The organism is Caulobacter sp. FV1ye6ST (assembly GCF_058681225.1).
Genome location: NZ_CM178733.1, coordinates 1,953,312 through 1,969,255, shown reverse-complemented (window position 1 = coordinate 1,969,255; position 15,944 = coordinate 1,953,312). Strand labels below are relative to the sequence as shown.

Sequence of the window (15,944 nt, the reverse complement as noted above, 5' to 3'; positions counted from 1 at the left end):
ACCGTCTCTTTCAAGGATTTTGCTCGTGAGCGCCAAGATCCCGACACTGGACACGCCGAATGACCGTCTCATCGAAGCGGCAACCGCCCTCTTCTATAGACACGGCTTTCGCGCCGTCTCGGTCAACGACATCGCCGCCCGCGGCGGCCTGACCAAGTCCACGTTCTATCGCTATTTCCAGTCCAAGGACGATCTGGCCGCGGCCTGTCTCAGCTCATTGGCGCTCGATGACCTGGAAGAACTCGCGACCATCGCCAAGCGGCTCTCGGTCACGCCCATGGCGCAGTTTCGGGCCATCTTGGCGGCGGCGGCGGCCAAGATCGAGCACCCCGCCTATCGCGGCTGGCTGCTCTCGAACCTGGACGTCGAGATCCACGAAGACCATCACGTGATCAGAAGGGTCTGCGAACTCTACAGGACGCGGCTGCGCTGCCATCTGCTGGAAGCCGCCGAACAGGCCGGCGTCGAGGCGCCCGATCTGCTGGTCGGCGGCCTTCTGCTGCTTCTTGAGGGAGCGGGCGTGAGCTTCCGCAGCCTGGGCCATGCGCAGGCGGCGACCATCATGATCCGGGGCTGGGAAACCCTGCTGCGCGAGCACAGGGTCACGCCTCCCATCGAACAGGACGACTCCCAGGCGGACCGCCCACGCCCCGGCGCGGCACATGAGCCGGGGCGTAAGCCTAAGAGAGACGCTCGCGTGTTCGACTAGGCCAGGTAAGCGGCGCGCAGCTTGGCGATCTTGGCGTCGGTCAGCCCAAAGCGCGCCTTGGTCAGGGCGACCGGCCCGCCGAACTTGGCGTCAATGGTCGCCAGAGCCCGGCGCATGACCTCGGGATCCGAGCCCATGATCACCCGCAGCACCTCCGGCGGCAGCTTGGACAGGGCCTGCATCTGCTGGGCCGTGACGCTGGCGCCGGCCCCGCTCTGGGCCATCTTCGCGTAGTAGGACGGCGGCGTGTACACCTGGGTCAGGCCATAGTCGGTGAGCACAGTCTCGCGCGACGCCCCCAGCACCGACAAGATCAGGGCCGAGGCCATCCCCGTGCGGTCCTTGCCAGCGCTGCAGTTGAAGGCCAGCGGCCCCTCGTCGGCCACGAGGCGCGCGAACATGTCGGTATAGTGCGGGGTCAACATGTCCAGAAAGCCGACATAGGCGTCGGCGAAGCCCTGGATGGCGTCCTCACGGGTCTTCATCGTCATGAAGGCCGCCATCGACGCGCTCATGTCGTAGTCAGTGGCCACGACCTCCGGTCCCGGCGTCTTCAGAAAGGGGTTGGGCTCGCTGGCGCGTTCTTGCGGGCTGCGCAGGTCGCAGATGGTCAGGATGCCGAGCGCCTTCAGGTACTCGAGGTCGGTCAGGGTCAGGTTGGCCATCACGCCGGAGCGATAGATCTTGCCCCATTTGACCTGGCGGCCGTCGGCGGCGCGCCAGCCGCCAAGGTCGCGGAAGTTCCGGCCGCCCTGTAGCGGCAGCAGGCGCTCGGCCACCCGGGTCTGGCGGCCGTCGGCCGCCGTCACCAGGAAGTACGGACGCGGCGAGACCGGAGCGTCCACGCTGGCGGAGCTACCCGCCACCGCCTTCAGCGGGCGCATGGCCCCCTTCCGCGCGTCAGGGTCGCCCGAGATCAGGACGGACACGGCCTGGGCGCCGGTCCAGTCGAGGCGGACAACGTCAGGCGCGGTGCGCTCGGCCTTGGCGTCCAGCAGGGTCGCGGCGCGGGCGGCGGGCGCCAGCGCCAGCGCGCCAGCGGCCGTGAGGAACAAACGACGATCCATGTTAGAGGCTCCCATCCCTCAGAACTTCACATTGGCTTCGACGCCGAAGGTGCGCGGCTCATTGTAGATCGCGTACGTGCCTAGGGCGGCGTTGGTGTTGCGTAGGAAGGCGTAGGATTCGTTGGTCAGGTTGCGCGACCACACCGACAACTGCAGGGCCGGAGCGTCCTCGGATAGCCTGATCTCGGCCAGGGCCAGACGGCCGTTCACCGTGAACGACTTGTCGCTCAGGGTCGGGTCCGTGGTGCTGGTCATCTGGGCGTCAGCGAAGTTGGCGTCCAGGTGGGCCTTGAACGTCGCGCCGAAGGCTGGACGGACATAGTCCACGGCCACGCTGCCGGCGTTCTTGGGACTGTAGAGCGGATAGATGCTCGACTGGGCGTTGGTGAACGGGTTGAACGCCTTGGACAGCTTGATGTCTGTATAGGCGTAGGCGCCCGATAGGGTCAGGCCTTCGACCGGAACCAGGGCGAAGTCCAGCTCGAAGCCCTTGGTCTTGCCCGTGGCGGCGTTGGTGGTTTCCAACGTGCCGCGGTTGTTGTTGAGGATCAGAACGTTGAAGTCGACCTGGGCGTCCTTGATGTCGCCGGTGAAGGCCGCGACGTTCAGGCGGGCGCGGCGGTTCCAGAACTCGGTCTTGGCGCCGACCTCGAACATCTCGACCTTTTCGGGGTCGTAGGCGCGGTAGGTCAGCGAGCGCGAGTTGGCCCCGCCGGCCTTGTACCCCGTGGCCCAACGGCCATAGACATTGATGTCCGGGGTCACCTCGTAGGCCACGCTGACCATCGGGTCGAAGTGGCTCCAGGATTCGTCCAGCGGGATCTTGCCGACGACCGTGTTCTTGTTGGCGTCGACATAGGAGGGCGGCGCGCCGTTGACGATATCGAGGTCGCCCTTCTTGGCGTCCTTGGTATAGCGGCCGCCGACCGTGACATGCAGCCTGTCGTCGAGGACCGCCGGCGTCCAGGCGGCCTGACCGAAGGCGCCGTAGCTGGTCGTCTCCACGTGGCTGGCCCGGTCCAGCGAGATCGTGTTGAAGTCCAGCGACAGGGTCGTATAGGCCGTGCCCGTCGCGTTCCACTGCAGCGAGTTCGGAGTCTGAGCGTTGTCGCGGACCTTCTCGCGGAAATAGAAGACGCCGCCGACGTATTCGATGCGATCGGTCTTTCCGACCAGTTGCAGCTCCTGGCTGACCTGGTCCTGCCAGACGCGGGCGACGCTGTAGCGGGCGAAGGCGGCGTTCGGCGCGAACACCGACAGGGCCGCCGCGCCGTTGTCGAACTGGGTCTGGGTCAGCTTGCGGTACGAGCTGATCGACTTGAGGTCCAGATTATCACCCAGCTTCCAGGTCAGGTTCAGCCGGTGCCCCCACGTGTCGCCCTCGCTGGTCCGCAACGGCACGCCGACGCTGGCGCGATCAGCGCGGTCCGGCTGAGCGGGCGTCAACGGGGCCAGGGCCAGGGCGCCCTTCTTCTCCAGCTGCACATAGTACGGGGTCGAGCCGTCATACGAGAGGTCGTAGGCGTAGTCGGCGGTGAAGGTCTCCGACGGACGCCAGGCGAACTCCAGGTTCACGCCACGCTTGTCGTAGCTGTTGAAGTCGGGCTGGCCCGTGCTGGTCGGGTTGGTCGTCGTGCCGTCGCGCTTGCTGAGCAGGGCGTCGATCTTGAAGCTGACGCCCTTGTAAGCCGGCAGATCGACGTGGGTCTCGAGCTTGTAGCCATTGTAGTTGCCGTAGCCGAGCGTGGTGTTCATGCCGAACACGCCGGTCGGAGCCTTGGTGATGATGCTGACCGCGCCGCCTTCGGTGTTGCGGCCGAAAAGCGTGCCCTGCGGCCCCTTCAGCACCTCGATGCGCTCGACGTCATACAGCGCCGAGCCCAGGCCTTGGGCACGGCCCAGATAGACGCCGTTGACATAGACGCCGACGGCCTGATCACGGGCGGGCTGGTTGGCGTCGCCGAGAGCGCCGATGCCGCGCATGCCGATCGTCAAGGCCGACTTCCGGGCGAAGAACGGGGCCACGCGCAGCGACGGTATCGAGCCGTCGCCCAGGTCTTCCACCGACTGGACGTGACGGGCCTTGAGGGCCTCGCTGTCCATCGCGGAGATGGCGATCGGCGTGTCCTGCAGGTTGGTCTTGCGCTTCTGGGCGGTGACGACGACCTCCTCGAGGCCGACCGCGCTGTCTCCGGAGGCGGCGGCGTTATCCGCCGCGCTGGCCGCGCCGCACAGGGCCAGGGCCGCCGCGCTCGTCAGCAGGCCGACGCGCAGCGCCGACATCTCGATATGCCGTTTCATCGTGAGTCCCCTTTACCTCCCGACTGACCAGCCGGGCTGGGGCGCATCTAGGCGCAGCGCATGACATTAGAACGAATGTTATGTTTCAGTTGCACGAAGGTCGCAGCCCGATACGCCCCTGACTTGCACCGCTCATCCGGGTAGGGAATATGCCTGATGCCCGCTCGCCCGCCCCCTGCCACAACCTCCGCGCCACCCGCGACGCCCTCACACTTCGGAAGCTCGGAGCCCCACGACAACACGCGTCAGCGCCTGGTCGCAGCCGCCGCGACCCTGGTCGCCGAAGGGGGAATTGCCGCCGCATCGGCGCGCGCCATCGCCGCCCAAGCCGGAACCTCGGCCAGCGCGGTCAACTACAACTTCGGCAATTTAGAACGTTTGTTACAGGCCGTATTCAAGCAAGGCCTGGAAGAGACCCGCGCCTGGCAAGAATGTCGCGCGCGAGAGATCGCCACCCTGCCCCGCTCGCCGGACGGTGCGGCGCTGGCGCTGCCGCATGTGATCCAGGCCTGGGCGAGCGATGGCCGTCGCCTCGCGCTGATCTACCAGGAAGCCGTCACCGCCGCGCCCGGACAGGGGATCGCGGCGGGATGGACTGGCCTGTGGCGAGACTTCTGGATCGAGGCCGCCGAGCGCTTCGGCCTCGCGTCGATCGACGGGCGGATTCTGCACGCCTTCTTCGAGCACGAGGCGCTCTACAGCCTGTCGGCCTGGTCCCCAACGCTTGAAAGCGCCGCGCTCACAGAGATGGCGGAGCATTTCGCCACCCTTTGGCTTGGGGCCTCGATCCGCCCGATGCGGGGCGTAACGCCCTTGGTCGAACGCACAGCGGGAACCCGGCCTTTCGGCTCCGTTCAGCCGGCGGCCATGCGCATCGCCCAGGCCGCCGCCGAGGTCGTCGAGGACAAGGGCCTTTCGGGCCTGACCCACCGCGCGGTAGCGGCGCGCGCGGGCGTAACCACGGGCTCGGTCACCCACCATTTCCGCTCGATCGAGGATCTCGTCGCCGGTGCCATCCGTGGCCAGGTCCAGACAATGACCGATGAAGCCGCCGCCCGGAATGATGGCCCGCCCACTGTCGAAGGCATCCTGACTCCCGAGGCGCTGTTCGCGGCTTTGCGCCTGCATGTCACAGCCAAGTCGCCCTCGCCGGCCGTGATCCGCCGCCGGCGCTTGTTCTTGGCGACGGTGCGTCGTCGCGAGCTTGCCCCGGCGGGCGGGGTGATCCGGTTTTCATACGGCGGCACGCTGCGCGACAGCCTTGGCCGGGTGTTCGGTCTTTCCGGCGACGATCTCGTTCTGCACGCCAGCGTGCTGGCCCGCCTTCTGGCGGCGGTTTGGTTCAGTTGCGCCGGCGACAACAATCCCCACGCCGCGCGATTGGCGCTGTGCGAGCAGATCGAAGCCAAGTTCCTGGCTTGGAACAGCACCAGGGAATTTGACGCGCACTGACGTTCAACACCTTTGATGCGCGGGCGACGCCAGCCCAAAGTCGGGACTTCGCCAGTCCGCGTCAGGCGCCGTAGCTTTTGAAATGGGTGTCCTCGGCGTCGGGACTGCCTTGTTGCAGGTCCAAAACAAACCCGGTGACCTGGGACTGCTGGGCGGCCACGGAAGAGCGTCCGATGACGCCCTTTGCGAGCGGCCTCCCGGCTCGGCCATGCGTTTCCGTCCTGGCGCCGGTTCGCGCCCTGATGCCGCCCCCGAAGCCCGGCCTCCGAACGGCGCCCAGGGATTCGATGCGATGGAAATAGGCCATCGAGCCCTGCAGTTCCTCGGCCTGGGCGGCCAGCTCCTCGGAGGTGGCGGACATCTGTTCGGCGGCCGAGGCGTTCTGCTGGATGACCTTGTCCAGTTGCTGGATGGCTTCGTTGACTTGCGAGGCGCCGATGTCCTGCTCGCGGCAGGCGGCGCTGATCTCGAAAACCAGCTCGGCGGTCTTGCGGATGTTCGGCACGAGGGTGGTCAGCATCTCACCGGCCGATCGGGCGGCCTTGACCGTATCGGACGAGACCGCGCTGATTTCAGTGGCCGCGCTTTGCGAGCGTTCGGCCAGCTTGCGCACTTCGGAGGCGACCACCGCGAAGCCGCGGCCATACTCGCCGGCGCGGGCGGCCTCAACGGCCGCGTTCAGGGCCAGCAGGTCGGTCTGACGCGCGATCTCCTGCACGATGGCGATCTTGTCGGCGATGGTCTGCATGGCTTCGACCGCCTTGTTGACCGCCTGACCCGAGGTTTCGGCGTCGGCGGCGGACTGGCGAGCGATCTTCTCGGTCTGGGCGGCGTTGTCGGCGTTCTGCTTGATGTTGGAGGCCATCTCTTCCATCGAGGCCGAGGCCTGCTCGGCCGCCGAAGCCTGTTCGGTCGTGCCTTGGCTCATCTGGTCGGCGCTGGCGGAGAGTTCCTGACTACCGGCCGCCACCTGGTCGGCGGCGTTGGAAACATCCCCCGCGAACTTGGTCAGACTGTCGACCAAGCCGTTGATGGCGTCCTTCATGCGACGGTGGTCACCCTCGCACTCGATTTCCACCCGCTCGGTCAGGTCGCCGCCGCTGACTTTCTCGAGAACCCTATTTCCTTCGGCGATCGGCAACAGGATCGCGTCCAGCATGCCATTGATGCCCGTCACAAGCTGGGCGAAATCGCCCACGAAGCGGCCGGGCTCTCCGCGTTTGCTGAGTTCCCCCGCCATGGACACAGCGATCAGCTTCTGGATCTCGACGGTGATCGCCGTGAGGTTGCCGCGCAGCGTCTCGACCGTGTCGTTGATGAAGGCCTTCTTGCCGGGGAACTGCTCGAGAGGCGCGCTGAAGTTCCCGTCGCCGAACTCCTTGATGCAGGCCATGGCCTTCTTTTTGACGGCGATGTGGCCCGACACCATGGTGTTGACGCCACGGGCCATGACCGCGAAGTCCCCCCTGAATTTGTCGACCGGCACGAAGACGTCGATATCGCCGCGATCATGCTCGTCGGACATATGGTTCATCTCGGCGATCAGGCCCTTGAGATTGCCGCGCAGCGTCTCGATGGTTTCATTGATAAAGGCCTTCTTGCCCGGGAAAGGCTCCAGGACCGCCTCGAAGTCCCCATCACCGAAAGCCTTGACGCAGGCCATGGCCTTCTTCTTTGCCGCGATGTGCGCGTTCACCAGCGAATTGACGTCGCTCGCCATCGTCGCCAGGTCACCCTTGAACTGGGCGACGGGCATCTGGACGTCGATGTCGCCCCGGTCGTGTTCGACCGACATGAACCTCAGGCTTTCGCCCAGCGCGCGGACCGGCTGCAGCCCCTCATCGAGGAGGGCATTGACGGCGAGAAGGATTTCACGAGCCTCCCCCGTGACGGCCTGAGGATTTGCCCGATCAGCGTAGTCGCCATTCTTCATGGCCTGGGCGAGGCGCCGGACCTCCAGGATCGCGGCCTGGGGCTGGGAAGACGTTTTGAACCGCGTGAACATCGACATCTGACTTCTTCCTCTAACCTTTGGCGCTCGGAGCGATTTCTATCGCCTGCCGGATGTCGGCTAAGGCGTCGACATTCAGAACTTGGGCCACAAGGCCTTCGGAGACGAGGCGACGCCTTTAGTCGTCAACAATCATCTCAAGAAGACGAATTACAATTACAGAAAGGTATAGATCACTTATATTGGATGTGACACTCGCTCAAAATGAACTTCATTTGAGTTTCAAGGCGCTTATCACGCGTCATGATGTCGCAGAAAATCGCTCACAACCGACCGTCTGGCTAAATTCTCAGCACATCTATTGCCGCCCCGGCACACCAAGCCCCACATGCGTATGGGACTTATTGGAGGTCGAGGAATGGCAGAAGCAACGTCGCCAGGATGCTGAGAACGGCCTAATCCGGGTGGCTCCACTTTCAGAGGCCAGGCTGATACGAACTCGTCCACTGAAAGAGTTCCAAGCGCCAAATGCGGCTCTTCGAACCACTCCACAAATGGACCTTCAATTGCGGCCTCAACGGCGGGCCCTGCCAAGGTGGAACGACCACGGTCGCGCCCCCTTTCCCCGCTCGCGGAAGTCGCCTTCAGGGGTTGATTCAGCTTAGTCCCGACCGGCGCCGTGCCTACTCGGAGGCGAAATAGGTTCCCGCTCCCTGCCTGCGCCGGATGATCCCCTCACGCTCCAAATCCGCCAGAGCCTTACGGACCGTCACGCGCGCCATCCTGAGCTCTTGCGCCAGACGCCGCTCGGTCGGCGGTCGAACGCCGCGATGGGAGGCTTCGATCTTGCGGATCATGTCCGCCAACTGCCGATAGAGCGGACGCTGGGGATCACATCGCACGAGGCGCGCGCACGCGAAGGCCAAGTCGATGACGACGGGCGTATTGGCGGGCGTGGGCTCGGGAAGGCCCGCCACACAGTCCGTCAGATGGAACGGATGCTGGCCGATTGTCGCCGCTAGACATCGGCAACAATCACGTTTTTGTTCAATTCGTTACGGCGCCGTTCTTGAGCGTTTCCGAAAGCTCCCGAGACCTACGGAATCATTCCCACTCAATTCCAGTAATTATACCAACTCATTGAATTTATTGGATTTCAATAATCACACGTTCGTGTATACCTGTGATCAATACCGCCAAATATTAGCGTTTTGAATTCGCTCAGAAATTCGGATGCTTGACATATAGCAGCGAGCATGGATCGATTTCGCGCCAAGTCGCGACAAATACCTTAAACCTCCTCCCGATATCTTTCGATGACCTTCTGCACCATTCACGATCTATCGCGAACGCCATCGGCATTTCGCCTCTCGGTACGACCCATGGGCCGCAGCCTTGGTCGCCTCCCTCCCAGAACAACGCGAGGAGCAAAATGGACGAAGCTCTGAGTCGGCAAGCGCTCTACGACTTGGTCTGGTCTGAACCGATCAAGGCCGCTGCGCAGCGGCTTGGCGTGCCCGAGATGGCGATCAAGAATGCCTGCATGAGCGGCGACGTGCCGGTTCCATATCGTGGCTACTGGACCAAACTCGCGGCCGGGCAGCCGACTAGGCCCATTCCCCTGCCCTGCCGCACGCCCGGCGCAAACGAGATGCTGCGGATCGGCGAGCTGGACTATCAAGCCTCGCGGGCTACGCCGGAAGCACAGCTGGCTCAGCCCCTACCGAAACCGCCACGCTTCGATGAATCTCTGGAGAGCGTGCGCGCCCGATCGCAGGTGCGATTGGGCGCGGTCAAACACGTGCGCGACCTGTCCAGTCCATGGGCCGGGTTGCGTCAAATTCTCCAGGAGGACCAAAAGCGCGCCGCCCGCCAGCGGTCGGAGAAGTCGGCCTCCCCCTGGAACAAGCCGCTCTTTGAAAGCGGGTTCGAGAAACGGCGCTTGAGAATCCTCAACAGCCTAGGCCTGGGCATGGCCAAGGCGCGGGCCCGCATCGAGGTTCGCGGCAAGGCTGGCCGGGACGTCTCCGTCCTCGTCGGCGATACTCGGGTTCCGCTTCGCCTGGACCACCCGCTGGCGGAGCCGGACAGGCAAGGCCAGTGGCAAGTCCGACAAGGCCCTGCCGACACCTTGAGGCTGATGATCGGGCCGAGTACAGGCCGCGCGGACTGCTACCAGGTCTTCTGGGAAGATGTCGCCGACGATCCGCTTGAGGAGCGCCTGTCCGCCGTGGCCCTGGAAATCCTGGTGGCCGGCGAAGCGGAGTTTCGGGCGGAGGCCGCGCGCGCTCATGCCCGACAACTTCAGTACAGGGCGCAACTGGCTCAAACGATGGAAAGGCGACGGGTCGAGCCCAGGAAGCAACCCGATCCCCCGATCGCCTTCCCACAACAGGGGCGCCAACATCTGCTCACCCAAGCCGCCGAATGGCGCGCCGCCCAAGACGTCCGGGGCTTCGTGGCCGCGGTTCTCGCCCGATCAGACGCGACGCAGCCTCTCATGGCGTGGGCCGATTGGGCGCTGGCGCAAGCCGACGCGCTCGATCCGGTCACATCCCAGGTCCCGATATTTTCCAAGGCGCTGAAAGCCTAAGCCACGGCTTGGCAGTGCGATGTCCCGCGTGGACTCGCCGATAAAATTTCATCCAGTGACTGTCTCCCATGAGCGTTTGAGACGTCTCAGAACGGCGCACCAGGTGATCTTGAGTGAGGAACGGTCAATTGGCCAAAGGACCCGAAAAACCTACGACCCGCACCGTGACCGGTCCGAAGCAACGTTCGAGAAGAACGCCGGCAGTGATCGTGGTCACCGATGACTGGCCCGATGACGTTCCTATAACCATCCAGGAGGTAAGGGTGATCGAGACCCATCTCAGCTCAGTCCTCGATGAGCTTTTAGGCCCCCTGCCCTAAGCGCAGCGCAAACTAAAGCATCGCTGATAAGCCAGCAGGAGCCGCCGCCGCTCGCAGACAGGTGGTTACAGGGCTGACCTAGAGCGGCAGAGGGTCTGTGATGTCAAACGCCCGTCGGCGTGGGCGAAAGCCGCGCCATCAGATCGTAGACTTCGCCTGGGAATAGCAGCCGAACACAGGTGATCTGGTCATCACCTCGCCACGTGCGCCGCTCCAGCGCCAAGCAAGCCGCGCTGGCGTTTATGCCAAGCAAATTGGCCGTGGAGCGCGAGACGTTGACGGCGCTGATGCGATGCTCGGCCTCGGTCCAAGCGACCGTCCCGAGCAGCCAGGTGCCCGGCGGCGCCCTTGAGAAATCTGCCTCCGCGGCGTCGGGCACGGCCGTCAGATTGATCACCCGTTCCTCCAGCGCGAACGGGCGCTCGTTGGAGCGATGCAGGCACGTCAAGGCCAGAACCCTACTCGAGGCGACCAGGTCGAGCTTGGCCATTTCGACGCGATCGGGACGCCGCAGCTGCCGCGACAGAAGTTCGTAGCGATAGGCCGCGCCGCGCCCGCTGATCTCGGCCTGGATGTCAGGGATATCCAGGACCACGGAATGGACCCTGGGGTGGCAGACGAAGGAGCCCGCCCCGCGCTGGCGGATGATCAGGCCCCGCTCGGCGAGCGGCGACAGCGCCTTGTTCACGGTCATCCGCGAGCAGCCGTACTGCGCCATCAGTTCGTGCTCGAAGGGGATCCGATGGCCCGGCGGCCAGGCGCCCGATCGGATGCGCTCGCCGATATCGGTTCGGATGCGCTGATGTAGCGTCGAGGGGGTGTCGCGGGCCATGGCCAAGGAGATCTCGCGGACGCAAGGGACGAGGTGGCGCGGGGCCGCGCTGGTGGCGGAGGCTAACGTGAGCGCAAGCGGTCCAGTCCGTCCAGAGCCCAGGCGAAATCCGATCGCCTGAAGCTGCGAAAGAGCAGGATGACTCCGCTGAGGGCCAACCAGGCGACGCCTGTCGCCACCGTGATGATCAGCGGGTGGTTGAAGCTGGTGCGATTGGAATAGTCCATGATGTGCAGCATCCAGAAGACGTCCCACAACCGCCAGGTGTCGGTTCGGCGTTCGACCACGTCGCCGGTGGCGGCGGCGACATAGAGGGTGGTGTGGCCCGCGTCGTTGAAGCTGGCCTTCCACAGGGGCAGGACCAGGCCGCGCGTCTCCAGGCCGTGCTGGGTCACCGGTTCGACGGCGGTGATCTTGCCATCGCCGACATAGGCGGCGTCGGCCAGGCCGCGCGCGGCGACGGCGTCGATGACCACCGGCCGGCCGGAGGTGGCGTCCAGCATCGAAGTCCCTGCGGAGGTCTTCGCCTCGTACACGTAGCGGCCGTTCAGCGGCCGCAGCTTGACGCTCTGGATTGGCGCGCCAACCAAGGTGGCTAGCTCGCCGATCGGCACGAGCTTCGTCGGCGCCGCCAAGGCAACAGGCGCACGCACAGTGTGCTCGCCCGAGACCTTGTGGTGGTCGAGCAAGGCCATCATCGCCCCGCTCACCGTCCACAGCAGGAACTGCAGGCCCAAGATCAGGCCAAACCATTTGTGCAGGGTGCGGATCAGCAACATGACGGTCTCACGCGGCGGCTTTGCGGGCCCGCCGACGACGGCGGAAACTGAAGATCAGGAGCCAGGCGCCGCTGGCGCAACTGGCCACGGCCGCCCAGGTGGCGACGCGCAGGAGCGTGTTGTTGACGTTCTCGCGCTCCTGGTAGTCCATGATGTGGAACATCCACACGAAGTCGAAGATGCGCCACAGGTCGTGGCGCTTGGCGACCAGCTCACCGGTCTGGGCCGAGATGTAGAGCGTCGGTCGCCACCAGCCCTGGAACTCGATGCGCCAGAGCGGCGCCGGACGACCGCGGATTTCCGGCGGCGCCTTGCCGAGCAACTCGACGGCTTTGATCGGCCCGACGCCGGCATAAAGCGCCTTGGCGCGAGCTTCCGCAGCAGCCTGGCCCAGCGGCGACAGCTTGTCGCCGGTGCGGGCGTCGAACAACGCGCGCTCCGGCCCGCCCGTCACGACGTAGACCGGCTGACCCAACTGGGTCTCCAGCCGCACGGCCTGGCTAGGCGCCGCCGTCATCACCGCGCCGGGCTCGACCAGGTTGGCAAGCTCCAGCGGCGGCGATGGCGCGTGGCGCACCAGGTGGTCGCCATGGATGATGTCGAGATGGACGGCGGTCATGTAGAGGCCGCTGAAGGTCCAGAAGACCGCCTGCACGCCGATGACGAGGCCGAGCCATTTGTGAGTGTTCCGGGCGAGGGCCGGCCAACGCATAGTCTTCACCTGATCGAAAGGCGCCTGGCCGGCCCGCGAGGCCAGCCAGGCGCGGAGACGGACTAGTTGAACTTGTAGCTCAGCCGCACATAGCCCCGCCGACCCAGCAGGTCGTAGGTCATGGTGTCGGTGTTGCCGTCGGTCCAGCTCTGGATGAACGGCGCCTTCTTGTCGAAGAGGTTGTCGACGCCGACGGCGATGTCGGCCTGCCCCCCCAGCCGGTAGGCGAACTGGGCGTTGTGGTAGAAGACGTCGGGCGTTTTGTAGCCGATCGCCGTGGGCGCGGCGTTGAAGTCAGTGGCCTTGCCGATCCACTGCACCGAATAGGTCCCCGTCCAGCGTTCGGCCATCAGCGAAAAGCTGCCATTGGAGCGCCAGTGCGGATAGCCGCCGTTGCCGCCGCCGATATGGCCGTCGAAGACGATAGGATCGGCGCCCTGGAACGGGGTCACCACATAGCTGTCGAGATAGGTGGTGTTCCAGTCGAGGCTGGCGCGCAGGCCCCGGATGTCGAAGTCATAGCGAACTCCGACATCGACGCCCTTCATCTTCTCCAGGCCGGCATTGGTCGGCTGGGCGGACAGATAGGTGATCTCGCCGGTCAGCGGACTGCGCGTGAAGTTGGAGGCGCCGCAGAACGGGTGAGCCAGGCTGGGGGTCGCATAGCAGACGGCCAACTTGGTGGAGCCGGGGATCGAGCGGATGGCGTCCTTGATCTCGATATCGAAGTAGTCGACCGTCACCGACAGGCCCGGGATGATCGGCGGTTGGATCACCGCCCCGAGCGTCAGGGTCTTGGCGGTTTCCGGCTGCAGGTTCTGGTTGCCGCCGACGGTCGTCAGCACCGTATTGCCCAGTTGGACGTAGTTGGCCGGAACGCCAGTGGCCTGGCAGTTGGCGATCAGGGTGGCATTGCCGCTGGTGGCGTAGCGGCTGCACGGATCGGTGGTCGTCAGGTTGCCCTCGGCCACCCCGCCAAACAGCTCGGGCACGCTGGGGATACGGAAGCCCGTCCCATAGGTGGCGCGCAGGCGAAGGCTGGGGATCACGGCCCAGTTCAGGCCGATCTTGTAGGTCTCGTTCGAGCCGAACAGGTCATAATCCGAGTAGCGGACCGCCGCGTCCAAATCCAGGCTCTGGACCATCGGCAGGTTGGCCAGCAGGGGCGCCGAAAGTTCCAGATAGGCTTCCTTGGCGGTCACCGAACCCGAGATCGGGTCCTGCTGGTTGGTGTTGGCGATGCCCAGCACCGTCAGGGCGTCGGGATCACGCCAGCCCTTTTCCTGGCGATAGACGACACCGGCGGCCACCGCCAGGCGGCCGGCCGGCAGGCTGAGCAGCGTGCCGGTGACATCGGCGGTGACGCTCTTTTGTTCGTTGCCGCCGGTGTCGCGGGAATTGAACAGGATGTATTTCAGGGCCGCGGGCGTCACATCTCCAGCGCCGAGGTAGTCGATACAGGGGATCGCCGCGCCGGGCGTCGTGCTGCAGACGCTGGTGTTGACCGAGTTACGCACCCGCTCAAGATTGGCGATGTTGCTCATCGCATCGACGCCGGTGTTGCGGCCCCAGTTGGCCGCCGCCTCCCAGGTCCAGTCACCCGCCAGCGAACCGCGCGCGCCGCCGACGAAGCGGTAGGTGTCGGTCTCCTGCGAGAAGATCCGCGGCCCAGGTTCGGCCAGGCGGCGCTGCAGCAAGGTGATGTTCTGGCCCGTCGGATTGGTCGGGTTGCTGGCCAAGATGGCCAGGTTGCGCAGGGTTCCCGGCGTGGCGATCTGGTGGCTTTCGCGGTGGGTGAAGAACAGCTCGCCAAACAGGGTGACGGTGTCGGTCAGCTTGTAGTCAGCGAGGAAGGCTGTGCTGATCCGCTCGATCGGGCTGACGGCGTTGAGGAACGGGTTGGAGTTGAAGTTGTGCTTGGCGGCGCTGTAGGGCTCGTAGAAATTGCCGTTGCCGCCCGGGGTCTGGTTGAAATTGATCTGCTGGCCATTGGGCAGCACGGCCCGGCCGCCGATCGTCGAGGCGCTGGAGATGCAGACCAGTTGGCCGCCGACCTCGCCCAGGCCGCAGGGCGCGCGGCTGGCCAGGTTGACCGCCTCGGTCTTCTGGTAAGTCAGCCCCGCCGTCACCCCGCCGCGTTCGTTGCGCATGCCCCAGAGCACGTCGACCGTATAGTCCTGGCCGTCGCCCTCGTCGGTGACGCCGTACTTGGCCGAGAGCTTCAGGCCCTCGAAGTTGTTCTGGGTGATGATGTTGACCACGCCGGCCACGGCGTCGGCGCCGTAGATCGCCGAGGCCCCGTCCTTGAGCACGTCGATGCGGCCGATGATCGCTGTCGGGATCATGTTCAGGTCGGGCGCGCTGTTGGCGCCGGTGCCGCCGTTCACCACCCGGCGGCCGTTGATCAGGGTCAGGGTGCGGTTGATGCCCAGGCCGCGCAAATTGACCTGGGCGGTGCCGTAGCCGTTGCCGGTCCAATAGGCGTTGGTCTGGTTGCCGGCGTTGCCGGCCGAGGCCGGCAGGCGCTGCAACAGGGACTCGACATTGGTCAGGCCCGTCCGCTCGATCTGGTCCTGCGAAATCACGGTCGCCGGCCCAACCCCGGTGATGTCGGCGCGCTTGATGCGGCTGCCGGTGACGATCACCTCCTCGACCGTGGCCGTCTCGGTCGCTTGGGCGAAAGCCTGTCCGGCGCCGACCAGCGTCGCCATGGCGGCGACGCTCGCCAGCAGAGTTCGTTTGTCGATCAGTTTCATGGCGATCCCCTCACCTCATGGCCCCGTCCGCCGTCCCTTTGGCGGTCACGTCGGGCGAGGTTCCGGGTTCGTCCGGGATCAAGTCAATCTATGTATATACATTTGGGAGGAGGCAGACGGGGTCCATTCTTGCCATCACGCTACCCCCGGAAACGAGATCATCCGTGGCATATCCAGTCTGCGCGGAAAATAATGCCCCAATTTTCCGCATTACCCACGACGACATGACTATTTCACAAAAAATCATAATCAACACCCTTCGAACCCAAAGGCGCTGAAATTGTCACAAAATATCACCTCGTGATGGATAGATAATCACCTCGCATGGCGACATGCTATACCATCATGGCAAGGTTTGTAGTTACCCGTTATCGAGTCACAGCCGTCAATCAACTCAGATGTACGAGCATTTGAACATTCCAATCATGGGAATGTTGAATTTTACTTTTACAGCACGGTAAGGTCTCGCCGT

The 15,944-nt window shown here is 64.7% G+C and carries 10 protein-coding genes and 2 pseudogenes; 3 read left to right on the top strand and 9 right to left on the bottom strand.

Going from position 1 to position 15,944, the window contains the following annotated elements; translation table 11 throughout:
• Positions 1–25 precede the first annotated feature (25 nt).
• On the top strand, positions 26–709 hold the full coding sequence (locus ACW175_RS09885; RefSeq protein ID WP_492104313.1) for a TetR/AcrR family transcriptional regulator: 684 nt from the start codon (positions 26–28) through the stop codon (positions 707–709).
• Here ACW175_RS09885 and ACW175_RS09880 read toward each other — a convergent pair.
• Positions 706–1,776, bottom strand: a complete 1,071-nt coding sequence (locus tag ACW175_RS09880) for a tyrosine-protein phosphatase (RefSeq protein WP_492104312.1) — start codon at positions 1,774–1,776, stop codon at positions 706–708. The genes ACW175_RS09885 and ACW175_RS09880 overlap by 4 nt on opposite strands.
• 18 nt (positions 1,777–1,794) lie before the next feature.
• Positions 1,795–4,077: a TonB-dependent receptor gene (locus tag ACW175_RS09875; protein WP_492104311.1), complete on the bottom strand. Its 2,283-nt coding sequence runs from the start codon at positions 4,075–4,077 to the stop codon at positions 1,795–1,797.
• Between the two features lie 156 nt (positions 4,078–4,233).
• On the opposite strand from ACW175_RS09875, the gene ACW175_RS09870 reads away from it, so the two are divergent.
• On the top strand, positions 4,234–5,529 hold the full coding sequence (locus ACW175_RS09870; protein ID WP_492104310.1) for a TetR/AcrR family transcriptional regulator: 1,296 nt from the start codon (positions 4,234–4,236) through the stop codon (positions 5,527–5,529).
• A 61-nt stretch (positions 5,530–5,590) separates the two neighbouring features.
• On the opposite strand, the pseudogene ACW175_RS09865 reads toward ACW175_RS09870, so the two are convergent.
• The 3 genes and pseudogenes from ACW175_RS09865 to ACW175_RS09855 all read right to left on the bottom strand — a co-directional run.
• Positions 5,591–6,721, bottom strand: a pseudogene (locus ACW175_RS09865) (methyl-accepting chemotaxis protein); the annotation flags it as partial.
• Positions 6,722–6,820: 99 nt separating this feature from the next.
• Positions 6,821–7,192, bottom strand: a pseudogene (locus ACW175_RS09860) (hypothetical protein); the annotation flags it as partial.
• A 971-nt stretch (positions 7,193–8,163) separates the two neighbouring features.
• Positions 8,164–8,382, bottom strand: coding sequence for a GntR family transcriptional regulator (locus ACW175_RS09855; protein WP_492104936.1), 219 nt, complete (start codon positions 8,380–8,382; stop codon positions 8,164–8,166).
• Positions 8,383–8,912: 530 nt separating this feature from the next.
• On the opposite strand from ACW175_RS09855, the gene ACW175_RS09850 reads away from it, so the two are divergent.
• Positions 8,913–10,073 carry a hypothetical protein gene (locus ACW175_RS09850; protein WP_012286392.1) on the top strand — a complete coding sequence of 387 codons (1,161 nt, stop codon included), beginning with the start codon at positions 8,913–8,915 and terminating at the stop codon, positions 10,071–10,073.
• A gap of 423 nt (positions 10,074–10,496) precedes the next feature.
• On the opposite strand, the gene hutC is transcribed toward ACW175_RS09850, so the two are convergent.
• The 4 genes from hutC to ACW175_RS09830 form a co-directional block, all read right to left on the bottom strand.
• Positions 10,497–11,225 carry a histidine utilization transcriptional repressor HutC gene (gene hutC, locus ACW175_RS09845; protein WP_041538977.1) on the bottom strand — a complete coding sequence of 243 codons (729 nt, stop codon included), beginning with the start codon at positions 11,223–11,225 and terminating at the stop codon, positions 10,497–10,499.
• Between the two features lie 62 nt (positions 11,226–11,287).
• On the bottom strand, positions 11,288–12,004 hold the full coding sequence (locus ACW175_RS09840; RefSeq protein WP_012286389.1) for a PepSY domain-containing protein: 717 nt from the start codon (positions 12,002–12,004) through the stop codon (positions 11,288–11,290).
• A 7-nt stretch (positions 12,005–12,011) separates the two neighbouring features.
• Positions 12,012–12,716: a PepSY domain-containing protein gene (locus ACW175_RS09835; RefSeq protein ID WP_012286388.1), complete on the bottom strand. Its 705-nt coding sequence runs from the start codon at positions 12,714–12,716 to the stop codon at positions 12,012–12,014.
• A gap of 62 nt (positions 12,717–12,778) precedes the next feature.
• The gene (locus ACW175_RS09830) at positions 12,779–15,472 is read right to left on the bottom strand and encodes a TonB-dependent receptor (RefSeq protein ID WP_492104309.1); all 2,694 of its coding nucleotides are present in this window, start codon (positions 15,470–15,472) and stop codon (positions 12,779–12,781) included.
• Between the last annotated feature and the right edge of the window lie 472 nt (positions 15,473–15,944).

What these genes read in the sequence shown, in the direction of transcription:
- ACW175_RS09880 (WP_492104312.1), bottom strand. Translation starts at nt 1,776, where the DNA reads ATGGATCGTCGTTTGTTCCTCACGGCCGCTGGCGCGCTGGCGCTGGCG.
- ACW175_RS09875 (WP_492104311.1), bottom strand. Translation starts at nt 4,077, where the DNA reads ATGAAACGGCATATCGAGATGTCGGCGCTGCGCGTCGGCCTGCTGACG.
- ACW175_RS09870 (WP_492104310.1), top strand. Translation starts at nt 4,234, where the DNA reads ATGCCCGCTCGCCCGCCCCCTGCCACAACCTCCGCGCCACCCGCGACG.
- ACW175_RS09850 (WP_012286392.1), top strand. Translation starts at nt 8,913, where the DNA reads ATGGACGAAGCTCTGAGTCGGCAAGCGCTCTACGACTTGGTCTGGTCT.
- hutC (WP_041538977.1), bottom strand. Translation starts at nt 11,225, where the DNA reads ATGGCCCGCGACACCCCCTCGACGCTACATCAGCGCATCCGAACCGAT.
- ACW175_RS09840 (WP_012286389.1), bottom strand. Translation starts at nt 12,004, where the DNA reads ATGTTGCTGATCCGCACCCTGCACAAATGGTTTGGCCTGATCTTGGGC.
- ACW175_RS09835 (WP_012286388.1), bottom strand. Translation starts at nt 12,716, where the DNA reads ATGCGTTGGCCGGCCCTCGCCCGGAACACTCACAAATGGCTCGGCCTC.
- ACW175_RS09830 (WP_492104309.1), bottom strand. Translation starts at nt 15,472, where the DNA reads ATGAAACTGATCGACAAACGAACTCTGCTGGCGAGCGTCGCCGCCATG.